The sequence below is a fragment of the Methylomonas sp. Uni0009 genome (assembly GCF_054188105.3).
Genome location: NZ_JBTAFN010000001.1, coordinates 4,547,965 through 4,568,820 on the forward strand (window position 1 = coordinate 4,547,965; position 20,856 = coordinate 4,568,820).

Annotated in this window: 11 protein-coding genes; 2 read left to right on the forward strand and 9 right to left on the reverse strand. The window is 56.2% G+C overall.

Annotated elements, in window-relative coordinates:
* Positions 1–209: 209 nt before the first annotated feature.
* From pedC to ACWAU0_RS21005, 3 genes are read right to left on the reverse strand one after another with little or no spacing between them, the layout of a single operon-like run.
* Complete coding sequence (gene pedC, locus ACWAU0_RS20995) at positions 210–1,019, reverse strand: lanthanide ABC transporter permease protein PedC (protein WP_033158057.1); 810 nt, start codon at positions 1,017–1,019, stop codon at positions 210–212.
* On the reverse strand, positions 1,016–1,753 hold the full coding sequence (pedB, locus tag ACWAU0_RS21000; RefSeq protein ID WP_033158058.1) for a lanthanide ABC transporter ATP-binding protein PedB/LutE: 738 nt from the start codon (positions 1,751–1,753) through the stop codon (positions 1,016–1,018). Before pedB ends, pedC begins: the two co-directional genes overlap by 4 nt.
* Positions 1,750–2,712, reverse strand: coding sequence for a PQQ-dependent catabolism-associated beta-propeller protein (locus tag ACWAU0_RS21005; protein ID WP_033158059.1), 963 nt, complete (start codon positions 2,710–2,712; stop codon positions 1,750–1,752). Before ACWAU0_RS21005 ends, pedB begins: the two co-directional genes overlap by 4 nt.
* A gap of 544 nt (positions 2,713–3,256) precedes the next feature.
* On the opposite strand from ACWAU0_RS21005, the gene ACWAU0_RS21010 reads away from it, so the two are divergent.
* On the forward strand, positions 3,257–3,463 hold the full coding sequence (locus tag ACWAU0_RS21010) for a hypothetical protein (RefSeq protein ID WP_155931079.1): 207 nt from the start codon (positions 3,257–3,259) through the stop codon (positions 3,461–3,463).
* 45 nt (positions 3,464–3,508) lie between these two features.
* On the opposite strand, the gene ACWAU0_RS21015 is transcribed toward ACWAU0_RS21010, so the two are convergent.
* Genes ACWAU0_RS21015 through ACWAU0_RS21040 form a run of 6 tightly spaced genes read right to left on the reverse strand, consistent with a single transcriptional unit; the run spans position 3,509 to position 19,133 of the window.
* A complete protein-coding gene (locus ACWAU0_RS21015; RefSeq protein ID WP_458137819.1) occupies positions 3,509–5,641 on the reverse strand; it encodes a site-2 protease family protein in 2,133 nt (710 codons plus the stop codon).
* A complete protein-coding gene (locus tag ACWAU0_RS21020) occupies positions 5,626–6,963 on the reverse strand; it encodes an efflux RND transporter periplasmic adaptor subunit (protein ID WP_458139244.1) in 1,338 nt (445 codons plus the stop codon). The genes ACWAU0_RS21015 and ACWAU0_RS21020 overlap by 16 nt, the downstream gene beginning before the upstream one ends.
* 7 nt (positions 6,964–6,970) lie before the next feature.
* Positions 6,971–7,738 (reverse strand): efflux RND transporter periplasmic adaptor subunit, encoded by a 768-nt coding sequence (locus ACWAU0_RS21025; RefSeq protein WP_458137820.1) that lies wholly within the window; start codon positions 7,736–7,738, stop codon positions 6,971–6,973.
* Positions 7,738–9,327, reverse strand: a complete 1,590-nt coding sequence (locus ACWAU0_RS21030) for a TolC family protein (protein WP_458137821.1) — start codon at positions 9,325–9,327, stop codon at positions 7,738–7,740. The genes ACWAU0_RS21025 and ACWAU0_RS21030 overlap by 1 nt, the downstream gene beginning before the upstream one ends.
* A 22-nt stretch (positions 9,328–9,349) precedes the next feature.
* On the reverse strand, positions 9,350–18,253 hold the full coding sequence (locus ACWAU0_RS21035; protein ID WP_458137822.1) for a DUF4347 domain-containing protein: 8,904 nt from the start codon (positions 18,251–18,253) through the stop codon (positions 9,350–9,352).
* Between the two features lie 28 nt (positions 18,254–18,281).
* Positions 18,282–19,133, reverse strand: a complete 852-nt coding sequence (locus tag ACWAU0_RS21040) for a sulfotransferase family protein (RefSeq protein WP_458137823.1) — start codon at positions 19,131–19,133, stop codon at positions 18,282–18,284.
* 210 nt (positions 19,134–19,343) lie between these two features.
* On the opposite strand from ACWAU0_RS21040, the gene ACWAU0_RS21045 reads away from it, so the two are divergent.
* The gene (locus tag ACWAU0_RS21045) at positions 19,344–20,696 is read left to right on the forward strand and encodes an IS1182 family transposase (protein WP_458137589.1); all 1,353 of its coding nucleotides are present in this window, start codon (positions 19,344–19,346) and stop codon (positions 20,694–20,696) included.
* Positions 20,697–20,856: the final 160 nt, after the last annotated feature.

The following is a 20,856-nucleotide window of genomic DNA, read 5'->3' on the forward strand; positions in this document are numbered from 1 at the left end:
AGGCAATACGTTATGTCGCGAAGCAAAATAAGATCAATACCCCGCCAACCAATGTGGCTGAGTTAAAGATTATCGCTTGGTTTTTGCGATGCGGGCCTTGCTCTGTCGCAGGATGAAGGCTTAAACAGTCCATGGTTTAGCGGTGCTCAACACGCACGGCTTAACTTTAGGGGATTGCGGCCATCTAAAGAAAATTCGGCAATTCACTACTAATCTCCTCCACCACCTTTTTTAACCATCATACCCTTACTCGGGTTATAGCCCATGATAGCCGCGCCCATAAACAGCAAAAACGACGCGCCGGTAAAGATCAGCGCTTGCGGGTTAAATTGCTCGTACAACGCAAAACGAATCAACTCCACCGCTTGCGAGAACGGGTTATATTGCGCCAGGGTTGACAACAACTCGCTGGACTCCTTGATCTTCCACAACGGATACAAAGCGGTGGACATGAAGAACAGTGGAAAAATCACGAAATTCATCACGCCGGCGAAATTCTCCAGTTGTTTGATGAACGACGACAACAGTAAGCCCAATGCCCCTAGCATCATGCCAGCCAGCACCAGCGCCGGCAAAATCCAGACATAACCCATCAGCGGCGCCTGTATGTCGTACAGCCACGCGATGCCCAGAAAAGCGTAAGATTGCAGCACGCCTACCGCAGTCCCGGCGATCAGCTTGCTGCACAATAGAAACCAGCGCGGCAACGGGCAAACCATCAACATGCGCATACTGCCCATTTCCCGGTCGTAAACCATGGACAGTGAGCTTTGCATGCCATTAAACAGCAAGATCATGCCCAATAAGCCGGGGGTAATGTAAACCTCATAAAGGATGTAAGTCTCGTAGGGCGGCGCGATAGCTATGCCCAACGCGGCGCGAAAGCCCGCGGCGAAGACGAACAGCCAGACCAGCGGCCGCACTAAGGCCGAGACGAAGCGTTCGCGCTGATGTAAAAAACGCAGCAATTCGCGGCCGACGATGCCGACCGTTGCTCGCGAGTAATGTAAAACCCTCATGCTTGCGGCCCCTGAGTCAGTTTTTGGAATACCTGGCCGGGATCGGCCCACCCGGTGCTCTGCAATATCTCAGACAGTTTGCCGCTGGCTTTGACCTGCCCCTTGTGTAAAACAATTAAGCTATCGTCTGCGGCAATTTCGTCGATCAAATGCGTGGCCCACAGCACTGCCAGATTTTGCTGACTAACCAAGTCATGCACATGGCTGACGATAGCCTGCCGGCTCGGCATGTCCAATCCCACGGTCGGCTCGTCCAGCAATAGTAAACTGGGTTTATGCAGTAAGGCGCGGGCGATTTCCACCCGGCGCTTGTGGCCGCCATTCAATTGCCGGACCTTTTCGCTGCGGCGCTCGAACATAGCCAAACGCTCCAGCTCTTCTTGGATGCGTTTGTCGGCGACTTTGCGTCCTATACCGTGCAAGGCGGCGTGGTAACGCAGGTTTTGCGTCACCGACAAGTCAGGGTCCAGCGTTGTCTGTTGAAACACTACACCTAAGCGCGTCAAAGCTTGCAGACTTTGTTTTTTTAGATCAAAACCGCAAAGCTCGATGCGCCCTTCCCTGGCATCGTAAAGCCGGGTGATCAAGGAAAACAGCGTGCTTTTGCCAGCACCATTGGGCCCTAGCAAAATCGTGCATTCGCCGGATTGCACATTAAAACTCACGGCATCCAGTGCTTTTTTCGCACCGTAGGCAAAGCTCAGGTTTTCAACCGCTAAGGCAATCTCGGTCATGGTTTAACCGCCACGCCCCAGGGATAACGGCCCACCGCCACCGATTTGGTCACTTTATGGTTTTCCAAATCGATGATCGACACGTCGTTGCTGACGCCGTTGGTGGTGTACAAACGCTTTTGATCCGGCGAAAACGCCAAATTCCAAACCCGCTGCCCAACCAATAAGAACTTCTCCACTTTATAGGTTTGGGCGTTGATCACCGCGACGCGGTTGGCGGGGCCCATCGCCACATAGCCGTACCGGCGCTCCTTATCAATCGCGATCCCCACCGGCTGAATCTGATCGCTGCTGACGCCTTGGACGTCGAGTTTGATGTTCTGCACGATCTGTTTGGACGCCGCATCGATAATGGTCAGCGTGCCGGCCATTTCTGACGTCGCCCATAATTGTTGGCTATCGTCGGTAAATGTCACCGCGCGTGGCCGCGGATCGACCAGCGTGTTATCCGCAATCTGCCGGCTATTGGTATCAATCCAGTGCAGCATATTGGTGGTTTCCGAGGCGCTGATGGTCCATTTGTTATCCGGACTGACGGTAATGCCTTCCGGCTCCACGCCTACCTTGATCTTACCAACGGCTTTTTTTGCCGCGATGTCGATGACCGTCACTTCCGCGTCATCTTCGTTGGACACGTACATAAATTTGCCGTCCGGGCTTAACGCAAAGGTTTCCGGATCTTCGCCGGACGGCAGTTTGCCTATTTCCTTCAGCGTTTCCGAGTCGATCATGCGGATGGTGTTGTCGTCGCTGGTCGCAACGAACAAGGTCTTGCCGTCCTTACTTATCGCTATGCCGCGTGGCCGCTGGCCGACCGGAACGGTTTTGACCAGCTTGCCTTCGACGGGATCGAGCACGGCAATCGCATTATCTTTTTCCAGTGTGACGAATACGGTTTCGGCTTGCGCGGCCGAAGCCAATAAGACGGCGGCCATTCCGGCCATTTTTATCGGGTGCATAAATTTTTCCTTGGTATGCCTGATGTCATTTTACTGGTCTATTTAGTGTAACGAGAGATAACGCTTCACCAACAAATCGATGTAGTCAGCGGAGAGGGATAGATATAAAACCGCTAACACGGCCTATCACAAGCAATGCCCTCCCCTGCGGTTGGGAAGTTTAACCCGAAGCTCGACGGGATTACATCCTTTCGCCGGGTGGGAAATTATCCCTATTTTATCCAAGCCGTGAATATAGTTGTTCCCGCATGACGGTAATGACGGCAGAAAGGAATTGGCAATGTCCAAAACAATGTCTCGTGCCTGACTAGGGGTCGAGCTTGACCAATCACGTCACGCTCGGCGTTCACCCAAAAAACACGAAGACCTGTACGCTAGAACAATACCGAACTGACTACCATCAAGGCGAAGATATGCGCAACGCTGGCCATTTGTTATTAGCATCGCAAAATCATACAAAGAAAGTTGCCAAAAAAATAATTTGTATCGGCAAGATTGCGCAAATGGACGTGAATATTCACTTCGGACTAACAAGGACATAGAAATGAAATTTTATCTGATAACGGAAGACCAACTGGAAAACCTCGGAAAAAAGCACGATTCACTGCTTAAAACCGGAACCCTGTGCGATCTAATGTTGGACATTGCGGCGCACGCTGACGATTTTCAAACCTTCGATGCAGCGTTGGAAATGGCTAACAGCGAATTGGATAGATTGGAGCTGTTTTTCGATACCTGCGATTTAGTTTGAACCTATAAACGCAGACTTTCTCGTTAGGCAGACATATGCATTTGATTAAAACCCGGATTCGCGTACCAGCACCGTCGCAACTTGTCGGACAAAGCGATGTAACAGGCTAATAGCCGGCGTATTCAGTCTGACATTACCGCGCCTTTCTCCAGGAGGATGTTCGACATTTTGACTATCAATTTGCGGCCTTAAGATCACGCGGTAAACAGCGCTTTCCGGCACAGCTTGTTGCTGGGCATCGAACCGGGCAGCAATTGCACCGCCGTGCATAGAAGCCAACATCGCCGGAATCCAAGCCGCCCCACCTTGATCGATACGCTCCACGCGGCATCTTATCGGCGACATTCCCGGTTGATCGGGATAAAACACCGCACTGTCGGACTGCCCTGCGGCTTGTAAATCTTCTTCGGCCACATAGGCTTCGATCAATTGGCTACGCGGATCGGCCACAATCATTAACGCTTCACCTTCTTTCAACCACTGTCCCTCTTGCGCCTGTTGGTTTAGATCCAAAGCCAGGCCGTCAAACGGCGCCTGTATCTTTAACTGGGTTTGCTGATGCCGAAAACCGGCTTGTTTTGCGCCGGCCGATTCCAGTTCCTTCAGCAACACCTGCCGGCGTTGATTCAAGTTTTGCTCCAAGCCCTGATACGCCAGTTGCCACTCCAATAACTGCCCTTCCAGCGCGGAATTTCGGGCTTGAAAATCCAGTTCGCGCGAACTTAGTTGCGCTAATAACTCGCCGTTTTTCACCGCTTGCCCAGTTTTGACTTGCCAAGCATCCAAACGCGCCGCGGTCGGCAGATAAATTTCGGCGTAGCGCTCGGCCTTGATTAGCGCCGGCGCAAGCACATGGCCTTGCCACGGTACAATCAAAACCGCGAAGCCAACAATTAACAACAACAGAGAAGTTCGGCTCTGCGGCTTAACCCAAACCTCAGGCCCCAAGTTTTTCCACACTGCCAGCTCGGACCAGATCGGCCGCAGAATAAACCAGCCCACTTCCACAGCCATCATCAATAGCCCAAGCAACTTAAAGAAAAAGTGATAGACCAGTAGCGCGATACCCAGAAACAGAAAGAAACGATACAACCAGGTACACCAGGCATAGCCAATAAAAAACCAGTGCCAGCGTTTCGGTAACGATTCCGGCGGCGCCTGATCCAATCCGAAGAGCAGGCGCCGTAAATGCCAGCGGTTATAGGCAAATGCCCGTGGTTGTAGATTCTCGATCCCCAACCAGTCGGCCAACAGATAATAGCCGTCAAAGCGCATGAATGGACTCAGATTGACAACCAACGTCATGATCCAGGTCGAGGTTGCCAATAAAAACACCCCGCTGCGTAACGGGCCGTCGTTCAGAAAACTCCAGGCCAAGGCGGCGAACACTGCCAAACCCAACTCGGCGGCAATCCCGGCACCGGCAATCGCCACTCGTTGTCGACGCGAGCTGAGCTTCCAGGTTTCGCTGGCGTCGGTATACAGCATCGGATACATCACCATGAACGCTACGCCCATGGTTGGCACTCGACAACCATAGCGATGCGCGGTCAAGGCATGGCCGAATTCATGTAGCGTCTTGGCCAGCATCAAGGCCAAAAAATATTGCGTCAGCCCGGACCAGTTGAAAAAATGCGGAAAGGTCGCCAGGAAGCGCTCCCATTGCCGTGACAGTAAAAACCCGGCCAACAGCGCGCAACCTACCAACAATACAGCGAACTGCCCACTGTAAACCCAGGCCAAACGCGGATACAGCCAAGCCAGTAAGGCATCGGGTTTTAGCAAGGGAATTTTAAAAAACAGATAATTATGCAGCAGCCATTGCGCCCAGCTTTGCTTGCGCATCGCCACCTGTTGCCGCAACCGTTGCAGCCCGGCATCGCCGCTCAAGCGCAGCAGGTTGTTGTTCAACAGGAATTGGGCAAATTCGCGGACCTGACTCTCGTCGATATGTAAAGTCGTTTCGCGATTCACGGCTTGCGCAATCGCTTCTGTTTGCCCCAAGGCCCAGTGCGCCAGAATTTCGAACTCTTGCCAACCGATCCGAAAAAACCGATTATTGGCCGGATCATACAAGGTCCAGGTCGGCGCGCCATCAAAACCCTGCGGCCCAGGCAGGCAATGCAATTCTTCGCGCAGCGGCGCCAGGGCCGAGGCGGTCTCTACAATCCCAGCCATTGCCGTAAGCCGGACAGTGGGCGCCTGAATAGGTAATAAAACAGAGTGACCCGTTGGCCATACAGTTTGGCGGTGCCTTTAAGACCGATGCGCGGCAATTGCTCCGTATCCGCCAAACGCGCCTTGACCCGATACGCCAACACCTGGTCGGGCCCGACCTCGGCCTGGTAACTGAGCGAATACACCAGGGCATCCAACGGGTGTTGCGGATCGATATTCAAAAACATCACCGCCTCGGCACCATCGGCCAGCTCAATAAAATCGGCGACCGGCACCCGCATTTCCAGCTCAACCTGCGTCGGATCGGCCAGATTCAATATCCGCTCGCCCAAGGCCACCGGCCGGCCGATCCAGTCGTGCACATCGCTGAAGATAGCCACGCCGGCATGCGGCGCCTTGATTTGCGAACGCGCCAATTGATCCGCCAGATACTCTACTTCGGCGGCATGCTGCTCCATCCGGCCTTTCAATACCGTCATCTCCGCCTTACTGTCGGCATCGAACATCGCCTGCTGAGCAGTCTTGCGGTATTCGGCTTCGGCCACCGCCAATACTTTGCGCGAAACTTCCAGACGATTGGCAATATCGGTGTTTTCCAGCGTCAACAACATCTGATCGGCAACGACGGGTTGATTGGGTTGCACCTGAAAGGTGTCGACCACGCCTTCCAAAGGCGCGCGAATCACCGTGGGTTGGGCGGCAATCACTTCGGCAGGAGCCAACACCGACAATCGTACCGGAATCAATAACAGTAAGACTACCGCCACGGCCCAGCGTTTAAGCGCGGTGGGCGTGTAAAGACGGCGCCACCAAGGCTTACGCGGCTGCAAAGCCTGCCAGGCATGGGCATAAGCATCGCTCAACTCGGCCAGTAACACCGCTTCACCCTCCTGCCAAGCTTGCTCACGCGCCAGCAGCCATCCGCCCAGTGTCCGTCCCTGAACCTTCAACGGCAGCCATAGACCAAACCCCGGCAGCCATTGCTGCCACTCGGTCTGTAAGGTCGGAGGCAAATCCGCGGCTTGCAATAATTGGTAGGCAAGGTTGTTGTCGGTTTGAAACTGCCGGCGACACACACCGTTCAGCCAAACAATATAAGGGGCTTGCGCGTCGAGTTGGGCGATGCCGGATACCGCCGCCACCGGCTGAATTGGCCTATCCAGCCACAATGCGGCTTGGCGGTATTCCACCAAGCTGCGACTCTCGTTGACGATGACAAAACCTAAGGCAGCTAAATCCTCGGCGGCACGGGCCTTGCGCTGCAACTGTAATAGCAGCGCCAGCCCCCGCAACTGGCGTTGCTGAGGGTCTTCCTGTTGCACAGCCAAATCAATGCGCCTTATCCGGGAACAGCGCCCGGCCGCTCATGCCCGCCAACAGTTCGCTATGCTTGCCTGTGACCCGACCCGTTATCGAGACTGTTTGACTCACCGGATCGATACGGGCACCCAGTGTCACGACCTCGGCCGGATAATCGCGGTCCAATTCGTCGATATGCACCTGAAACACCTGTTTTGGTTTTAACCAGCGCAGCCACAAGGAAGGTACGATTAATTTGATTTCCAGCTGGCTATCGTCCAGCACGTCCATGATCGGATCGCCGACCTTCAGATGTTGATGCTCATGCGCCTTCAGCGCCGCGACCCGGCCATCGAATGGCGCATGAATCCGGCATTTTTCCAGGCCGGCCTTGGTCAGGGCGATGTCGGCCCTGGCTTCGCCCAACTTGGCTTTGGCCACGTCAACTTCCAGAGAACTGACCGATTCCAGTTGCGATAGCCTGGAATTGACATCAAAGGTCTTACCGGCGCCGTCCGCAGTGGCTTGCGCCTTTTGCAACTGGGCCTGCTGTATCGAACAATCGAAGCCCACCAGCATTTGACCTTTCTTGAAACGCTCGCCTTCGCGTACTGCCAACTCTTTGATCACCGCCGCCACTTCCGCGGATAAAGTGGTTTCGTTGCGCGGCGTCAGCTGGGCGCGAATTTCGGTTTCGACGGCTTGGTTTTGCGCGGGGGCCGGTTCGGCCGAGGCATTGGCCAACAGCAAGCCCGACAAACCGGTTAACGTCCAAACACACAGGGATTTTTTCAACATCACGATTTGCCTGCCCCTGTCGCCGTTTCAGTGGTATTTTCCGGCTGCGGATCGTCCGTCGCCTGCACCGGATAATGCCCTTGGTTCCATTCCTTATCGATGGCTTCGATAGCATTCGCCAAGGTATCCACCGAGTCGTCGGCCGTTGTCGCCGGCAGCGGATCGAAGCCCAAGGATACATACAATTTGCCCAAGGCATCTTGAGACTCGGCATAGGCCTGGCGGCGCTGTAATTCAGACAATACCGAATCGACCGATACCCGAATCCGCTCCACGGAACTCATCGCTTCGGTCAACTCGCTATTCAGTACATGGTGATGAATTTTTTGGTTAACGTCGTCCAGTTCGGAGCTACGTTGGTATTGCTTGTCCGCCAAGGCCAGCTGTTGTTGCGCCAGATGAACCTGAGTCAGAATCGCCATGTGCGCTGCCAAGCGCCGGGAATGCGCCAATGATTCCTGTGTCTCGGCGGTGGCGATGGCTTGTGGGGCGGATAACAATTCGAACAGATTTTTGGAAATCTGGGTACCGATCTCGCCCCAACTTTGGTTTAACAGATAAGAGTTGGAATCGTAATTACCGCCCAACTGCACTTCCACGCCTGGCAATAGGCGCAGCATGGCTTTTTTAACCTCGGCGGAGCCGATGCGGGTTTGATACATTTCCTGACGCAGTTCCGGCCGCAGTTGTAGGGCCAAATCGCCCATTTTGTCTATATCTAATTGCGGTTTGACCACCTGCGGCCAGGGATTCGCGCTATCATCGGCCAGTTTAAAGTCCTGATTGGGCGGCAAATTGATCAAACCAGCCAGCTCGGATTTGGCCATTTGCTGCTGTTCCAATAGCCCTTCCAAACGGCGAACGATTTCCAGCAAACTTTTGCGATAACGCAGCGCATCCAGCGGCGAGCGTAGTTTTTCCGCCTCGGCCTGTTCGGCCAATGCCAATGCGTGTTGCGCCTCGGCCAACACCGGCTGAATTCTGGCGGTCATCCGTTGCGCGCTCAACGCCCGCCAATAAGCGCTACGCACGTCTTTCATCAGATTATGACTGACTTTACGGCGGCTTTCAGCCGTCACCAACGCCTTGTTGCCTTCCTGCTGAGCGCGGAAATAGCTGACGCCGAAATCCAGAATGTTCCAACGCAGGCTTAAATCGCCCATGAAACGGCTGCGATCTTGGGACGTCGACGTTTCCAGCGATTGCCGGCCCGTGGAAATAGAACGGCTACTGGAAGCATTGAAATTATCCCGACTTCGATACCCGGCGGAAGCCACCACGTCCGGTAACAGATCGAAGCGTGCCAGTGTCGCCTGGCCTTCCGCCACCGCCCGCTCCATCATTTTGACCCTGTGGTCCAGATTATATTTCAGCGCGCGCGACATGGCCTGATACACACTAAGCGGCCCGACCAGCGGCTCCTGCTGCTGAAACAGTTTGACCTGATCACTGCCAATCTGGCTCTGCCGCTCTTGTTGAGTTAATGGCGACGGCGCCAGCGAGCAACCACTGAGAACGATTGCGCCGATAGCAGCGGCTAACAGGCTACCTGGAAACAAACTTGGAGAATGGGGGAGATGATTGTTCATAAAGCGTTCCTGGTTAATGAATTTATGCGACGTCGTGCGATTGGCCATACAATTTGCCGATATGTTGCAGTAATGCATCGGCATCTCGTTGGTTACCCTGTGTGCCAAAGGCTTGGATTTGTTCGCTGAGCGACATACCGCCAAGCGCGGCTCGCGGTGTAACATGAGGATCGGCTGCCGAACCCGACCGCTGCCCGCCAGACTGCGGCCGGCCTCCCGTGGGGCGCCCTTGCCCATCACTCCGGCCCTCGCCCTGCGAGGTTTTGGGCTTCAGAATAACCGTTATCACAGTCTGATTTCCCTTGCCGTCGGTTGCCGTGATTTTAACGATGGTTTTAGTAGTGGCGCCTTCCTTCAAGCTTAGACTGCCGGTGACCGGATCGAAACGAATCCATGCCGGTAAACTGCTGCCATTAGCTTGCGCTGCCTGAAAACTAACACCGGAGCTGGTATCAAGACCTAACAACGCTTCGGCTGGTATAGTGAAATTACCGCTGCCGGAATCGATATTCGCTTCCATTTGTAAGGAAGAGGTCTGACCACTGCTCGAGGACCAACTAGAACCGTTAATATCCGAGGTAAAAATGGCTGGATCGACGCCAAAACCGCCGGTCGAGACGCCTATAAGACCAGCGCCGATACCCGCCCCACCACCAAAAGCTCCACCACTTGCCACGCCACCGCCAAGACTACTGGTAGTGGTAATACCGGCGTCAACCAATCCGCCGGTGGCGCCACTGGTTGGCGGAGTTGCCACACTGACACCCGTCACCCGAAGACCGGTGTTACCGCCATTGAAGTCGACGGTTTGCGTGGCATTGGTCGTTGAGGCTGCGATTACATTAAGCGTTTGGGTATAGCTGGCTACGGAATCGGCTGCACCGTCGTTAACTCTAAATCCGAAACTTACACTAGCGTCGACGTTCTCAGCTGGCGTATATACCAGCAAACCTGCATGCAAATCAGCGACGCTAATCGACTGGCTGATGCTGACTGCCACACCGTTCAGCGTCAGACTACCAGTAGTCGGCAAACTAAGGATGGTAATAGCTTGCAAGCTATCAGTATTGTCGGTATCACTAAAGTGAAAATCAGCGGGGTTAAAAACGTGGCTGCCGGTGCCGTCCACCGAAAAAACAGCGTCACTAGCCAGCGGCGGGTTATTAACGCTTGCAGTGATACCGTTGCCAGTCAGGTCGGCCACGACCACCGCTGCATCGGCGCCAGCCGCCCAGTCTTCGGCCGCGGCCAGATTATAAGCGGTGCCACTGGTCGAGCTGGTACCGTTTTTGTTGATCAGTTGGTCGATTGCTGCTTTGTCGGTGGCACTCAGTATCAGCGTAAACGCCGTGCCCGAGGTAATTTCTACGTTGGCGGTGTCAGTTAAGGTGTAAGTCGCGCCACCTTCGCCGGTGAAGGTGAATTTGTTGGCGACAATGTCATTCGTCGCGCCATTCAGTTTCAGAAAGCCGGTACCGGTGACCACCACACTACCAGTGCTGGCATCGTAGCTCATGCCGGTAATGGTCGGCACAGCGACGTTGCTGGCGGTCACGCCATTGCCGGTCAGGTCCGCCACGACTACTGCCGCATCGGCGCCAGCCGCCCAGTCTTCGGCCGCGGCCAAATTATAGGTGGTCGCGCCGGTCGATGAAGTGCCGTTCTTGCTGACGATCTGGTTAATCGCGGCCTTGTCGGTCGCGCTCAAGGTGAGCGTGAACGCGGTGCCGGAGGTGATCTCGACGTTAGCGGTATCAGTCAGGGTATAGGTCGCACCGCCTTCGCCGGTAAAAGTGAATTTGTTGGCAACGATGTCGTTAGTTGCGCCCGACTTCGACAGGAAACCAGTGCCCGTCACCACCAACGACCCAGTGGTAGCGTCATAGGTGGACGAGATAATGGCCGGCGCCGCGACGTTGCCGGCGGTGATACCGTTGCCAGTCAGGTCGGCCACGACCACCGCTGCATCGGCGCCAGCCGCCCAGTCTTCGGCCGCGGCCAGATTATAAGCGGTGCCACTGGTCGAGCTGGTACCGTTTTTGTTGATCAGTTGGTCGATTGCTGCTTTGTCGGTGGCACTCAGTATCAGCGTAAACGCCGTGCCCGAGGTAATTTCTACGTTGGCGGTGTCAGTTAAGGTGTAAGTCGCGCCACCTTCGCCGGTGAAGGTGAATTTGTTGGCGACAATGTCATTCGTCGCGCCATTCAGTTTCAGAAAGCCGGTACCGGTGACCACCACACTACCAGTGCTGGCATCGTAGCTCATGCCGGTAATGGTCGGCACAGCGACGTTGCTGGCGGTCACGCCATTGCCGGTCAGGTCCGCCACGACTACTGCCGCATCGGCGCCAGCCGCCCAGTCTTCGGCCGCGGCCAAATTATAGGTGGTCGCGCCGGTCGATGAAGTGCCGTTCTTGCTGACGATCTGGTTAATCGCGGCCTTGTCGGTCGCGCTCAAGGTGAGCGTGAACGCGGTGCCGGAGGTGATCTCGACGTTAGCGGTATCAGTCAGGGTATAGGTCGCACCGCCTTCGCCGGTAAAAGTGAATTTGTTGGCAACGATGTCGTTAGTTGCGCCCGACTTCGACAGGAAACCAGTGCCCGTCACCACCAACGACCCAGTGGTAGCGTCATAGGTGGACGAGATAATGGCCGGCGCCGCGACGTTGCCGGCGGTGATACCGTTGCCAGTCAGGTCGGCCACGACCACCGCTGCATCGGCGCCAGCCGCCCAGTCTTCGGCCGCGGCCAGATTATAAGCGGTGCCACTGGTCGAGCTGGTACCGTTTTTGTTGATCAGTTGGTCGATTGCTGCTTTGTCGGTGGCACTCAGTATCAGCGTAAACGCCGTGCCCGAGGTAATTTCTACGTTGGCGGTGTCAGTTAAGGTGTAAGTCGCGCCACCTTCGCCGGTGAAGGTGAATTTGTTGGCGACAATGTCATTCGTCGCGCCATTCAGTTTCAGAAAGCCGGTACCGGTGACCACCACACTACCAGTGCTGGCATCGTAGCTCATGCCGGTAATGGTCGGCACAGCGACGTTGCTGGCGGTCACGCCATTGCCGGTCAGGTCCGCCACGACTACTGCCGCATCGGCGCCAGCCGCCCAGTCTTCGGCCGCGGCCAAATTATAGGTGGTCGCGCCGGTCGATGAAGTGCCGTTCTTGCTGACGATCTGGTTAATCGCGGCCTTGTCGGTCGCGCTCAAGGTGAGCGTGAACGCGGTGCCGGAGGTGATCTCGACGTTAGCGGTATCAGTCAGGGTATAGGTCGCACCGCCTTCGCCGGTAAAAGTGAATTTGTTGGCAACGATGTCGTTAGTTGCGCCCGACTTCGACAGGAAACCAGTGCCCGTCACCACCAACGACCCAGTGGTAGCGTCATAGGTGGACGAGATAATGGCCGGCGCCGCGACGTTGCCGGCGGTGATACCGTTGCCAGTCAGGTCGGCCACGACCACCGCTGCATCGGCGCCAGCCGCCCAGTCTTCGGCCGCGGCCAGATTATAAGCGGTGCCACTGGTCGAGCTGGTACCGTTTTTGTTGATCAGTTGGTCGATTGCTGCTTTGTCGGTGGCACTCAGTATCAGCGTAAACGCCGTGCCCGAGGTAATTTCTACGTTGGCGGTGTCAGTTAAGGTGTAAGTCGCGCCACCTTCGCCGGTGAAAGTGAATTTGTTGGCGACGATGTCATTCGTCGCACCGTTCAGTTTTAGAAAGCCGGTGCCGGTGAAAACCAGGTTACCTGTGCTAGCGTCGTAGGTCATGCCGGTAATGGTCGGCACGGCGACATTGCTGGTGGTGATGCCGTTGCCAGTCAGATCCGCGACCACCACAGCCGCATCAGCACCGGCCGCCCAATCTTCGGAGGCGGCAAGATTATAAGTAGTGCCGCCGGTCGATGTGGTGCCGTTTTTGTTGATCAGCTGATTGATCGCCGCTTTGTCGGTGGCGCTCAGTACCAGCGTAAACGCGGTTCCCGAGGTGATTTCGACGTTGGCGGTATCAGTCAGCGTATAAGTGGTACCGCCTTCGCCGGTGAAAGTGAATTTGTTGGCGACGATGTCGTTAGTCGCACCGTTCAGTTTTAGAAAGCCGCTGCCGGTCACAATCAACGAACCGGTGGAAGCATCGTAGGTAGACGAGGTAATAGCCGGGACCGCCACGTTGCTGACGGTAATGCCGTTGCCGGTCAGATCCGAAGTATCGCCCGCGCTGACTTGAGCATCCCAATCATCGGCCGCCGCTAAATTATAAGTAGTCGAACCGGTCGAGCTGGTGCCGTTCTTGTTGACGATTTGGTTAATCGCGGCCTTATCGGTAGCGCTCAAGACCAGCGTAAACGATGTGGCGCTGGTAAGTTCCACATTCGTTGTATCGGTCAGTGTGTAAGTTGCTCCGCCCTCCCCGGTAAAGGTCAGCTTGTTGGCGGTGATGTCGTTGGCCGCGCCGGCTTTGGCCTGCATATTAGTGCCGGTCACCACTAGGCTGCCGGTGGCCGCATCATATGTGGCCGAAGTAATTTTCGGAGCAATGGACACGGTAACGGCATTGGTGGCGTCGGTTATGGTGGCCGCCGGATCAGCCCCGGCCAGCCAGTTATTGGCCGCAGCCAAATTGTAGGTGGTGGCGTCCGCTGCGCTGGTACCGATTTGGTTAAGCAATGCGTCGACGTTGGTTTTATCGGCTCCGGTCAACGTAACGCTAAACGAAGTGGCGGAGCTTATCTCGACGCCGGTGGCGCTGGTCAGCGTATAAGTCGCGCCGCCTTGTCCGGTAAATGTCAACTTGGTGAGGTCAATATCGTTAGTGGCGCCTACCTTGCCAAACAAATTGGTGCCGGTTACGCTCAGGACGCCAGTGTCCGAATCGTAGGTAGACGAGGTAATAGTCGGCGTTTGGACATTACTGACCGTAATGCCGTTACCGGTAAGATCTGCCACAACCGTCGCGGCGGCGGTACCCGCCAGCCAATCTTCAGCGGCGGCTAAATTGTAGACAGTGGCTCCCGATGACGAAGTACCATTCTTATTCAGCAAGCCGTGCACCACGAGTTGGTCCGCGGCATTCAATGTTACCGAGAACGTGGTGGCGTCGGTAATTTCGACATCGGATGAAGTCAGCGTATAAGTGCCGCCCTCTCCCGTCAGCGTAAGCAGGGACACCGCCACATCGTTGTTCGCGCCGGACTTGGACACCAGATTGGTGCCGGTTACTGTCAGGACATTGGTGCCGGCGTCATAAGTGGCGGAGGTTACCGTCGGCGCAACGTAATTACTCACCGTGATGGCGTTAACGGTATCGCTGCCGTTAGTCGCATCGCCGCGACTCCATCCGGCTGCGGCGGACAGGTTATAGGTTGTGGCGCTGGTAGCGGAGGTACCGTCCTTGTTCAACAGTGCTTCCACATTGGTTAGATCGGCTCCGCTAAGTGTTACCGAAAACGAAGTCGCCGATGTGATCTCCACGCCGGTGGCATTGGTCAGCGTATAAGTCGCACCGCCTTCGCCGGTAAAAGTCAGCTTGGTCAGGTCTATATCGTTGGTAGCGCCGGACTTCGACAGAAAACCGGTGCCGGTGACCACCAGGATATTGGTACTGAAATCGTAGGTGGCGCTGGTGATGGCCGGGACCGAGGCATTGCTAACGGTAACGCCGTTACCGGTCAAGTCGGCCACGACCGCCGCCGAGTTGGCGCCAGCCGCCCAATCTTCGGCCGCGGCCAAGTTGTAGGTGGTGCCGCTGGTTGATGAGGTGCCGTTTTTGTTGAGCATCTGGTTGATTGCTGCCTTGTCGGTTGCACTCAAGGTCATCGTGAACGCGGTGCCGGAGCCAATCTCGACGTTCGCGGTATCTGTCAACGTGTAGGTCGCGCCGCCCTCGCCGGTAAAGGTGAACTTGTTGGCGACGATGTCGTTGGTCGCGCCGCTCAATTTCAGAAAACCCGTGCCCGTCACCACCAAGGTGCCGGCACTGGCGTCGTAGGTGGAAGAGGTAATCGCCGGGGCCGCGACGTTACTGGCGGTGATGCCGTTACCGGTCAGATCCGCCACCACCACGGCGGAGTCGGCGCCGGCCGTCCAGTCTTCGGCGGCCGCCAGATTGTAGGTGGTGCCGCCGGTTGACGAGGTGCCGTTTTTATTGATCAATTGATTGATCGCCGCTTTGTCGGTGGCGCTTAATACCAAGGTAAACGCCGTCCCGGAAGTAATTTCCACGTTGGCGGTGTCGGTCAGCGTGTAAGTAGTACCACCCTCGCCGGTGAAGGTAAATTTGTTGGCGACAATGTCATTCGTGCCACCGTTTAGTTTGAGAAAACCGGTACCCGTGACCACCAGCGAGCCAGCGCTGGCATCGTAGGTCGAACTGGTAATCGTCGGCACCGCTACGTTGCTGACGGTGATGCCGTTAGCGGTAGCATCGGAAATATCGGCATTGCCGATAACGGTGTTCCAGTCGTCCGCCGCCGCCAAATTATACGTAGTCCCGCTGGTGGAACCGGTGCCGTTTTTATTGAGGATTTGATTGATTGCCGCTTTATCGGTGGCGCTCAAAGTAATCGTAAAAGCAGTGGCTGACGTCACTTCTACATTCGAAGTGTCAGTTAATGTGTAAGTCGTACCACCCTCGCCGGTAAAGGTAAATTTGTTGGCGGTAATGTCATTGGTCGCGCCGCTGGCTTTAACCAGATTGCTACCGGTGACCGCTAAAGTGGCGGCACTGGCGTCGTAAGTTGATGAGGTTATAGTCGGGGTTTGAACGTTGCTGACGGTGATGCCATTTCCAGTAAGGTCACTTGCCGCGCTTTGTGTTGCATCCCAATTGGCCGCACCCGCTATATTGAAAGTCGTGCCGCCCACCGATGAGGTACCGTTTTTGTTCAGCAAGCCTTCGACGTTAATTTGGTCGGTGGCGTTCAAAGTCACCGCAAAACTGGTGGCGCTAGCGGCGGTCACATTGGCGCTGGTCAAAACATAAGTATTGCCGCCTTCTCCAGTCAGTGTCAGTTTCGACACATCGATCGTATCGCCGGTGGTCATATTGGTGCCGGTGACGGTCAGTACGTTGGTGCCGGCATCGTAGGTAGCCGAAGTAATCGACGGCGTCGGCGCGGGCGGCGTCCAGGCAGCTGTGCTACCGGGCCCGGCCAACCATTCGGTTCCGGCATTGCCACCCGAGCCGGCCGCACCGGCGGAACCGCCGGAGGAAGTTCCGGCATTACCACCGTCACCGTAATTCGAAGAACGGGTAATGGTGGAGTTTTCGTATTTGAAGGTACCATTGTTGTATATTCCACCGACACCAGCTCCACCGTCCCCGCCATTGACGCCGTAACCACCCGCGCCACCACCACCGGCACCGAGATTATTGGTGATCGAGGTCGACGCCATATACACGGTTGCGCCGGAACCAATCGCTAAAGCGCCGGCGCCAATCCCTCCCCGACCAACAACCGCGCTGCCGCTGCCGGAACCGTATCCGCCACCACCGCCGCCGATAAAACCCAGTCCGCCCGAGCCGGCGGTTCCACCGGTTCCGCCCGCGTTGTTACTACCACTGGTTCCGCCGGCGCCGCCGGCGCCACTGACGCCACTGCTACCACCCCTGCCTTTTGCGCTGGAGACCGAGGCGAAGCCACCGTCGCCACCCGTGCCCGCCGAACCTGAAGCCCCGGACGTAGAGGCATTGAATGCGCCTCCTGCCCCGCCGACTGTCGTCCCCCAACCTGCGCCGCCGCCACCGCCGTAACCGTAAGACCCGTTGTCGCTACCGCCGTTGCCGCCGCCGCCGGCCGCAACGTTGCCGGTGATTGTCGAATGCAAAAATGTGGCCTTAGTGCCCGCTCCGGTCACAGAAATCCCAGCGCCCAACGCATCGCCGCCGTTGACGCTGTTATACGCGCCGCCGTTGCCGGAGACCAAGCCATGGGTCATCGTCAAACCGTCCACGGTCACGGTACCGCTGGTAATCGACAGCACCCGGCTGTGGTAATTGGCATCGACGGTAACGTCCGCGCTACCGTTGTCGTCCAGATCGCCGTCTATGGTCAGACTCTTAGCAATCGCTAGTTGGCCGGAGGTCAACGTAATCGTCATCCCGGCGTTGAATGTAATCGTGTCGCCGGACGACGCCGACACAATCGCCGCGCGCAACGACCCCGCACCGCTGTCGTTATTGTTGGTGACGGTAACCGTCGCCAGCGTGTAATCGTAGTCGGCCATGGCCGAAGCGGAAAACGCCGCGGGCGCCGAGATGTCGCCGGTGCGCACTTCCAAGTCCCAATCGGCGCCAGCACCGGTGCGGTCGTCGGACACCGCCACGTCGGCCCCGGTCAGATCGGCCAGGGTCTGGGTAAACGCGCTACCCTCGACACCACGGCCCAGGTTGCAAGAATAGATTTGCAGATCGCCGTCCGCCGCCAGCGCTTGGCCTATCGTATTGAGTTGAGCGGCGTAACCGCCGATTGAATCATTGTTCAGCCAGGCATTGCCCAACCAAACGTTGGCCTCGCCGCCCTCGGCGACAATCGAAATCGCCGAAATATCGTGGCGATCCGCCAAATAATCGGCCATCTGTTGCACGCCGTCACGGCCGGCCTCCAACATCACGACTTCGGCGCGCGGATCGGCGCCGGCCAGCAAGGTTTCGGCGTCTCTGACCCGGCTATCGACGAAGATGACGGCGGTAGGCTGAGCGGCCGGCGCTTCCGGAAACTGGCAGCCGGCCGCCGCATCCAGCAAATGTTGAGCGTCCAGCGCCGATGGCGGCTGATCGGCGGTTGGCGCCGCATCCGAATGAGCGGCGTCGGCACTGACCGCCCCCGCGCCGTCGAACAGAATTCGCGGCTCCAAGGCCCAAGCACGTAACGGTGGCGCCTTGGGACAATGTCCAGTCCCGGCAGGGCGAATGCGCTCGAATAGTTTCATGGTCTTGCTCCCTATAATCGACAATACATCAAACGGATTTCAGCAGCGGCTCGGCGGCCGGCTGCGCGGAGACCACGTGGGCGCGACTGCCGCGACCGTCGCGCCAGAATGCCATGTCGGCATATTGCGCGAATAGGTCAGGCGGTAGAACAGTTGCCCTGCTCTCAAAGGCTACTTGCGGCCGAATGCTGTGCAGGCCGGATAGCCCCAAATTATTATCGAAGGCCGGCGCATCGTAATGCAGATTCGCGAAATCGTGCGAATATGCGGGCTCGCCGAGAAAATCGTAAATCAACGACACTACTTTCTCGGGCGCCCGTGCCAGCAACTCGTAATCGACGACCAACAACGAAGCGGCCTGTTCGCTATAAAATGCTTCCTTCAGAGCAGCCCAGGCGAAACCGACCAGCCGATTGCGTTGCGCTAAGGTGTCTACTCGGCTGTAAACCGTATTGCGCTCCACATCATCGTTGAATAACAAGGTGTTTTCGTAAGGATTACTGCGATATAAACGCTCGATACTATCCATAATCCAGGCCACGTTGCGTACGCATGCAATCACCTTGGCATCAGGAAACAGATCCAAAATTGCGGGTAATTTCGCGCACCACATACGATTGGTGTCAAAGACCACTGCCTTGCCAGTCTGATCGGCATAGTAATTTTCGAATAAACCGGTTAACAACCGACGCCGTTGTTCAACAGTAACGACCGGCCCCCATTCACTACCAGCACTGACCTGGTTCAACAAACCTGAAAATAAGGCACCAACGGGGCTGCTCATACCGGCTTGAAACCTAGGGTTCTGACGCAAAATAGCCGCCAACAATGTAGATCCGGAGCGGGGTAAACCCGATATGAAATGGAAGCGGTAGGTCACAGTTTTATAGACAGTGTTAAATCGGGCCTGATTAAAAATAGAATCGATGAACTAACTTAGACAGCATTTCGAGAGCTGTCAAACCAGGGCGTCATAAATCCCGAGCAATATATTTCTAGGAGTCTGTCAGACTTTAGCGCAGTAGATCTAACCGCGACATCGGTTTGGTAAAATAAGGACGGTCAAAAGATCAGATATACGGAGCCTGTGATGAGTCGATTCATTCCCGTCAACCGCCATCAACTTTACGTGCTACCGCCTTCGGTGGACGAATGGCTGCCGGAGGCTCATCTGGCCCGTTTTGTTGTCGAAGTCATCGAGCAACTGGATCTGAGCCAATTAACCAGCCGTTACCAGGGACGCGGCAGTGCGGCCTATCATCCCTCGGTGTTGCTGGCGCTCCTGGTGTACGGTTACGCCACCGGCGTGTTTTCCAGCCGTAAGATCGAACGAGCGACCTACGATTCGGTGGCGTTCCGTTTCCTGTCCGCGGATACGCATCCCGACCACGATACGCTGGCCCATTTCCGCAAAACCTTCCTGATCGAGCTGGAAGATCTGTTCGTCCAGGTCCTCAGCCTGTCCCAAGCGATGAAGTTGGTGACACTGGGGCAAATTGCGCTGGACGGTACGAAAGTGAAGGCGAACGCCTCCAGGCATAAAGCCTTGTCCCACGGTCACATCGAAAAGCTGGAAGCGCAGCTGCGGGACGAGGTCCAGGTCTTATTACAAAAGGCCGCCGAAACCGATGCGGCGGACGACCGCGACGATCTGGACTTGCCGGCCGAACTGGCGCGGCGTGAAGACCGATTGAAAGCCCTGCGCGATGCCAAAACCCAGATCGCCGAGCGGGTCAAGCCGCACGATGAGCAGGCACAAAAGGAGTATGAGGCGAAGATTGCCCGCCGGGAAACCGGGCGGCAGGCCGGCAAAAAGCCTAGAGGGCCGGAGCCCAAGGCCCCGGAAATAGGCCCCAAGCCTGACGACCAAATCAACCTGACCGACGAAGAATCTCGCATCATGCCCAGTCATGAAGGCTTCGTGCAAGGCTATAACAGCCAAGCCGCCGTCGACGCCGACACGATGCTGATCGTCGCCACCCGCGTCACGCAACAGACCAACGATAAGCAACAAGTCGAACCGATGTTGGCCGAGCTGAAAAAACTCCCCGAGACGTTGGGCCAAGTCGATGCCCTGCTGGCCGACACGGGCTACTTCAGCGCCGCCAACGTTCAGGCTTGCGAACGAAGCGGCATCAAACCTTTGATCGCCATGGGCCGCGACAGCCACCCTGTGCCCCTGGCTGAATATCTGGCGGCCGACGCGCCGAAACCCAACACCGGCGACCCGGTGGAAAACATGGCCTGGTACCTGAAAACCCGCGAAGGCAAGGCCCGCTATGCCAAGCGCAAATGCACGGTGGAACCCGTATTCGGGATCATCAAGCAGGTACTGGGCTTTCGCCAGTTCTCGCTACGCGGACTGGACGCGGTAACCGGGGAATGGAAGCTGGTGGCGATGGCGTTTAACCTGAAACGGATGTATGCGCTGGCCGGGGCATAAGCCCCGCCGAACTCAATGATAGGGTTGCATGCCGTCGAATAACCCAAGGGGAGCACGTCTACATCAATTCTCAAGACCGGCTGAGTAACTTTACGACAGCTTGAGGGCTTCGATCATTTGGCTGACGCCAAATTTTCGGCTTAAAAAAACTTAAGTCCGA